Source organism: Stenotrophomonas sp. YJH_SMC_69 (genome assembly GCF_059370495.1).
On record NZ_JCAFTS010000014.1, the window covers coordinates 89,047 to 95,475 of the forward strand.

Annotated in this window: 8 protein-coding genes and 1 pseudogene; 1 reads left to right on the forward strand and 8 read right to left on the reverse strand. The window is 58.6% G+C overall.

Features of this window, described 5'->3' with window-relative positions; genetic code table 11:
- Positions 1-59: 59 nt before the first annotated feature.
- Positions 60-434 (forward strand): hypothetical protein, encoded by a 375-nt coding sequence (locus AC5P8F_RS19070; RefSeq protein ID WP_262093806.1) that lies wholly within the window; start codon positions 60-62, stop codon positions 432-434.
- Between the two features lie 19 nt (positions 435-453).
- Here the strand turns inward: AC5P8F_RS19070 and AC5P8F_RS19075 are convergent, their stop codons facing one another.
- The 8 genes and pseudogenes from AC5P8F_RS19075 to AC5P8F_RS19110 all read right to left on the reverse strand — a co-directional run.
- Positions 454-807: a hypothetical protein gene (locus AC5P8F_RS19075; RefSeq protein ID WP_495228788.1), complete on the reverse strand. Its 354-nt coding sequence runs from the start codon at positions 805-807 to the stop codon at positions 454-456.
- A gap of 277 nt (positions 808-1,084) precedes the next feature.
- Positions 1,085-1,471 (reverse strand): hypothetical protein, encoded by a 387-nt coding sequence (locus tag AC5P8F_RS19080; RefSeq protein ID WP_495228792.1) that lies wholly within the window; start codon positions 1,469-1,471, stop codon positions 1,085-1,087.
- 98 nt (positions 1,472-1,569) lie between these two features.
- Positions 1,570-1,947, reverse strand: a complete 378-nt coding sequence (locus tag AC5P8F_RS19085) for a hypothetical protein (RefSeq protein WP_049439435.1) — start codon at positions 1,945-1,947, stop codon at positions 1,570-1,572.
- A gap of 475 nt (positions 1,948-2,422) precedes the next feature.
- Positions 2,423-2,746: a hypothetical protein gene (locus AC5P8F_RS19090; RefSeq protein ID WP_126412432.1), complete on the reverse strand. Its 324-nt coding sequence runs from the start codon at positions 2,744-2,746 to the stop codon at positions 2,423-2,425.
- Positions 2,747-3,064: 318 nt separating this feature from the next.
- Positions 3,065-3,505 carry a YbbD-related protein gene (locus AC5P8F_RS19095; RefSeq protein ID WP_262225042.1) on the reverse strand — a complete coding sequence of 147 codons (441 nt, stop codon included), beginning with the start codon at positions 3,503-3,505 and terminating at the stop codon, positions 3,065-3,067.
- 17 nt (positions 3,506-3,522) lie between these two features.
- Positions 3,523-3,954 carry a hypothetical protein gene (locus tag AC5P8F_RS19100; RefSeq protein WP_275428250.1) on the reverse strand — a complete coding sequence of 144 codons (432 nt, stop codon included), beginning with the start codon at positions 3,952-3,954 and terminating at the stop codon, positions 3,523-3,525.
- A 15-nt stretch (positions 3,955-3,969) separates the two neighbouring features.
- Positions 3,970-4,712 (reverse strand): annotated as a pseudogene (locus AC5P8F_RS19105) (RHS repeat-associated core domain-containing protein); the annotation flags it as partial.
- Between the two features lie 483 nt (positions 4,713-5,195).
- Positions 5,196-6,429, reverse strand: a 1,234-nt coding sequence (locus tag AC5P8F_RS19110; RefSeq protein ID WP_495228800.1) for an RHS repeat domain-containing protein, incomplete at its 5' end; no start/stop codon positions are given.

Here is a 6,429-nt window from a genome sequence, read left to right on the forward strand (position 1 = left end):
CGTACCGTCCGCCACTTTTATGGGTGGCGGCTACCGATTGCCCTGCACGGAGCCTTGCCATGAACGAATCGGACCTCCCGCATCTGCACGCCCACCGCAGCACCGCCGGCGACGACGGTTCGCCTCCGGCTGCGCCAACAGTGGACAGGAACACCTTCATTGCCAATCTCCACCGCATCGGCTCCGGTGCGGCGGCCGACGGACAACCTTGGCCGGAGCGTCACCAGCTGCCCGGCCGCTGCCTGGCCCTGGCCGACGCCGATTGCGCGTTGACTGGGTTGCGGGTGGTGCTGGAAATGCTGCTGGCAGCCGAACGCACCCGGCAGAACGGCGAACCCGGGCAGTACGTGGGCGACCGCGTGATGGAGGGGTTGGTCATGGCCTGCCAGTCGTTGTGCGCCCAGGCGGTAGGGCGGTTGCAGCCCGAAGGGTGAATGCCATGTGCAACGGACTTCAGCGAGGATCGCCTCCCGCCCGACACGCCGTCGGCGCAGCCCCCTTGTTCGGGGGAACCGCGTGTACATTCCAGCGATCTGCCAAAGCGCGTTCGACGCGGAAAGAGAATGACCATGCCTCGGCGGGCATCTTCCGTTCAGAGAAGCCAATAGCTATCTCGAAGCGATCCAATCCGAGGTTCCCCGCCTCCAGTCCCGAGCCATCTTCCCGCTTCACTCCGATGTAGACGACAGGGCGTTTCACGTCCACCTTTGCCCTGGCAAGCTGGCGATCCAATTCAGCGCTGCCATCGAAGAACTGCATTCCTTCGTCCTTGGCGATAGAGCTGAGGGTCTGCTTGAACCGATTCACGCCCTCTTGGTCATGCACGCAGAACTGGAGCATCTTGAAGGGCCGCTTTCCTACAGCCCATGCGCCGCCAGAGAATCCAAGTCCGACTCCAATCAGAAGTAGTGCTGTCAGGATCCTCACCATCATCAAGGTCCCAATTTGCAGAGTGTGGCGGCCAACGTCGCCGCAGGGCCAAAAATCATGACCCCAAGGATATCTCCGCTCGGTCTTCTCAGGCGCCTTCCGCCGGATGAGGGAGACCTTGTCGGGGGTGAGGAATCTGGGCACGGAATGTCTTTCAGGGCACTGCACCCGCCATCGGCAGATGCTCGATCCGCCATGTCCTGGCGTAGATCAGAATGACGCTACCGGTCGAGGTGGTCTCGATACGAAAACACTTCAGGCCGGACAGCGGATAGCCGACCGCCTTCCAACGATCAAGAAGATGAGCAAGCCCCGGCTCGTCGTCCTCGACCCTGGCGAACTCTATTCCCTCCTCCCCCAGTACGCCGAAGTTCATGAGCGCCGAGCACCCGTAGGCTTCCGGGAAGCAGACGGTTGCCTGCCGGCCGTCCGGCCAGCGCACGTGGACCTTTACCTCGTCGCATACGCCAGGTTTGCTCCTATCAATGTTGATGGCCAGCAACGTGGCGTCACACCATTCGAGCGCGTTGAAATCTTTCATCTACTGGAATTCCCCAAACCCATACAACAGAACGACCGAATCACCGCCGCCATCATTGCTGCGGCGTGTACGGGGAATTTCTTCAGCCTCGCAACGCCCTACTTCACGCAAGACGACTTCAACGCGTGCCTAGCCTGTGCTGATCCAACATTGGCCGACACCAGTTGATCGACGAGTTGACAAGAGATTCTCTGTTCCCCGTGCATAGGGACGACAAACAGATCCCCATTGTCCCTCGTTGTGTCCAACGCAACCCAAACCCTCGCTTGCGCGTCTACAGAGAACCCGGCGAGCAGATGCCCGCCCCCTTCTTCATAGATCAGGTCGCCAACCGGCTGGCGTCTGTACTCCAGCTCGGCGCTTTGCAAAGCGGCATAAACCGGCTTCTCGCCCAGCTCACCTCGTTGGAGTTTGCGAAATGAAAACAGCGCCGCACCTGTGAGAAGGATGAAGAGCAACACGTAAATGAATCTCATGTACTAGATTCCCGATCAGAGCTCTGGGATGCGCGAGGACGATCACCGGTCACCGCTCCTGAAGCTCCCCAAGATTGAGATCCCGGGCATATGACCGCCGACTACTGATCTGTACTTCTTTGGATGCGAACCTTCGACCATCCCTGCATTCGACGGCGAATTGGTAGCTTCTGGGTTCCGGCCCTGCAACGACCATCATGGGGACCGAGAATGTGCTTCCAACCGGTTTCGACGAAACTACACCTTCGTCCTCCCCGAGCATACTCAGCTCACAATCTAGAGCGCGAACGTCACCCTGACCTGGCGGCACGCTTCCCGAGACGCGCACGATCATATCGCCACCCGATGTTGCACAGCCGGCCAGAACCAGACCGGCAACGACAGCGGCGGCATACCTCACCTTCGGCATCCCCGAATTCTCAGTACGCACTGCGACGTCTACGCCGATTAGCCATTCAGGGATGCATCAATCTCATCAATAGATACCCGCCATGATACGAATGTAGTCGTCGAGCGAATCCACCCGCCGATCGACTGCAATACCACGCTTTTTTGCGAGCGATTGAAGCTCGAATATCAACACCCCATACCCCGAGTCCCAACCATGAGCTTCACCAGGCGACAGTTCCTTCGAAAATCGATCTCCAGGACGGAGCCTCCCGGAGGGCAAACGAAGCTCGTCTGCAACATGCTCCAGCAGCTCCACTACGGTTTCCTGATCCAGACCACTCTCCGCATAGTATTGGTCATAGAAGCCAGTTGGCGACAGCACGCCTCTTTCTCTCAGGCATTCTTTCATGTCCATTCGCCTCCATCCACCACCTGCGCTGCAGCCACAATAGACCATGGAGCCGATATCCCATAGGTCCTCCCGCACAGTCGTCACCGCGGCCCAGCAATCTTCCTGCCGAACGCCTGGGTGCTTGAAGCTTGCCGGACCATCCGATCTTCTTACACGGCCCTCCCATTCGTGAACACGGACAAGTGGCAAGGTCGATTTGACACATACCCGAACCCACACGACGCTCGGCCGGAAAGTGCCGAATCAGGCACCGGGAAAGGAGATCGCCACGTGCCACTCACGCATTTCGCTTACTAGGTGAGACCGCCCAGCCACCTATAACTTTATTCCGCTGTAAACAAGGCCCAGCTCTTCATCGCGCATGACCCAGCGGCCAGCATTTCCCTCCGGACACAGATAGAACTTGCCGCCATAGCTTGATGCTCGTGACCACGCGCTGCGAGCAGACTGTGGAAATCTCCGCATGACTCGCGCGTCGGACATCTCCGGCCTGCTCACCAGCCTACATTCTTCGGGCAAAGCAAGAACCCCGCTGGTCAGGCGGAAAACCAGCCACGAATCATTTGTGTCCATGTCGTGCGACTCGCGTATGTTGACTGCGTCCTCAGGCAACCATGAAGGCAACCATTTCGATTCACCGATTGCTTGTCTTGAGACGGCTTGATTGCGGTCTGCATACTCGGTGCTGGCAACTTCCATGCAACCAGAAAGTGCGATTGACAGCATCACGACTGGGAGCAGCTTGGGGGCGTACATTTGAGGCGTCCAAATCATCAGTAGGGGAAGTTTCCACCGGGACGATAGCTCCCGCACATCTGCGAGCAACTCCCCGTACGACTCATTTGTCCAGATGATCGTCCGAGGCGATTTGCCAACTGATCCGCAGCGGAGTCAGCGGCAGAGTCGCCCTTGATGCTTTGATCGAACCACTCGCGCCCGTTGCTTATGCACTGAGCAGCAGCTGATCCGCCCATACCCTTCTGTGCAGCCTCGCAGTTCGCCATGCAGTGGAAGTACTTATCCTGGCCAACCCATCCGTTATGAGACCCACCAACCACGTGTGTGGCTGACCATTGATTGGCATACTGCCCGCCGAAGTCGCTGGCTCCCGCGACAAATGCCCCCGGAAAGCCAAGAGCTTCCAATGTCCTATTCACGTAATAGCGCCAATCGACCGTATATGCGCCAGTTTCTGTCACAGTCACTCCAGGCTGGGAGTCTTTCAAACCCAGTGGATCAACGTGCGAAATTGTATTGCCGATTGCATAGGTATAGGTGCTAACACCTCCACCAAGTCCAATTGGATCACTCTGCGAATACCGCCCCACCGCCGGGTCGTATTCCCGCTGGTAGTTGTAGAGCATCCCACTCGCAGCCGTCGCCTGCTGGCCTGGGAAGCGCAGCGCAAGCCCAAACGCCACACCATCGCCATCCGGGTCAGCCCTCGGAATCTGGTTGCCGAACACTTCGCTCTTGTTGCTCCACTCCCAGATCGAGACATTCCGTACCGGATCGATCACCACGCGCGGCATGCCCAGATGATCTGGTTGGACGTAGGCCAGCTCCGGCACGCCGGTAGCCGGCGTGTTCATCAGTGCCACCGGGTAGTTGTCCAGCCAGATGGCCTGCTGCTGCGCTTGGTCCGTGGCCGAGTAGTTGCCCAGCCACTGCCCTGCTTCGTCGTACAGGGTGATCTGCGCTGCGCCACCGGCCGGGGTACGCAGCACGCGCTCACCGCGATGATTGTAAGCGTAGCTTTCCAGCACGGCATTGCCCTGCTTCACCGCGTTCATGCGGTTGGCATCGTTGTAGATGAACGTCTTGCCGCCGATGCTGGTGGTGTTGCCCACTGCGTCATGGTTGCGCGCTTCGCCATCCACGGCGGCCAGACGGTGGCTGGCTGCGGAATAGTTGTGGCTGGCAGTGCCTGCTGAAGTGGCAGCGAGGTGCGATTACCGGTGGCGCCGGGGCATGGGTTAATTCGGCATGATGGAAATCCGGGGCTCAGTGGCAATTATTCAGGGCATCCCTAGGGACGCTCGCCTTAAATAAGCCGATGCCCCGCAAAATGAGATCGCTCCCACAAGCCAGCCTCCAAGTAACAGCGATGGCCAAAGGTCTGCTACCAATGCCGTTGCTCCGAATCTCTCAAAGCTCTTTAGAAGCAAGCGCCCCCCTCCATCAATTGCCAGATTGGAAGAAGTTACAGCCACGACCCCGAGTACAAGACCAGCGATCAACCCCACCACTAAACTTCGCGGGATGCGGCGCATACTTTCGCCTCGAGAGAGCGCAAAGAATGTGACCGAAAGGAGTAATGAGAGAAGCAGTACGTAGGGAACTCGCATCGCTCCTATCTTCATGAAAGCGGATATCCATACCCATCCCGCAAAATTCACAGAAGCAGATAGAGTGAAGCAAATCAACGATGAGAAAATTCTATCCTTTACTTGACTGGACATTCCGCTGCCTTTGCACTCTTTTGAAGAACACCTGGGAAGAGGGTTTGCTTGATTCCACACATTCCGCCCAACGCCCCGGACACATGGCTCGCACACCAGAATCCACGCGCATCCCCCCACTCCTCCGCGTTCGCAATGAGAGTCAACTCTTGCTCGGGAGTCAAAGGAATTACTGTAAAAACACCTCGACTACCAGTTCCTACCTGATACTTCTTGTAGCTGGCGAAGCTGGCGTCGCGCCCCTCAAATAGCCCGCCTGTTCCTCGACGGCCACCAGGTGCGTAAGTGCCGGAAGGGTCGTACAGGAAATCAGGCTTTCCAGGCCTCGAAACATGAATCGCCGAGTGGTTTGCAATACCGAAATTATATGTCGTTATCAGCGTAGTCGTCAGCCCGAGCGGATCAGTAAATCGGGTGGGATTCGAGATCACGTAGCCATACGTACTGACGCCAGAATTCAACCCAATCGGATCACTCTGCGAATACCGCCCCATCGTCGGGTCGTACTCGCGCTGGTAGTTGTAGAACAGCCCACTCGCGTCCGTCGCCTGCTGGCCCGGGAAACGCAGCGCCAGTTCGAAGGCCACACCATCGCCGTCCGGATCGGCACTTGGGATCTGGTTGCCGAACACTTCGCTCTTGTTGTTCCACTCCCAGATCGACACATTCCGTACCGGATCGATCACCACGCGCGGCGTACCCAGATGATCCGGCTGCACGTAGGCCAGTGCCGGCACGCCGGTGACCGGCACATTGAGCAGCGCCACCGGATAGTTGTCCAACCAGATGGCCTGCTGCTGCGCCTGGCCCGTGGCCGAGTAGTTGCCCAGCCATTGCCCCGCCTCGTCATACAGGGTGATCTGAGCCGCGCCACCGGCCGGGGTACGCAGCACGCGCTCGCCGCGGTGGTTGTAAACGTAGCTCTCCAGTGTGGCGTTACCCTGCCTCACCGCGTTCATGCGGTTGGCATCGTTGTAGGTGAACGCCTTGCTGCCAATACTGGTGGTATTGCCCGCTGCGTCATGGCTGCGTGCCTCGCCATCCACAGCAGTCAGGCGATGGCTGGTTGCGGGATAAGTGTAGCTGGCGGTGCCTGCCGACGTGGTCAGCGCGGTGCGATTGCCGGTGGCGTCATAGGCATAGGTTTCGATCGGCGTGCCGGTCGTACCGTCCTGGGTCTGGGTCAGGCGACCCAGCGCGTCGTAGGCGTACTTGGCC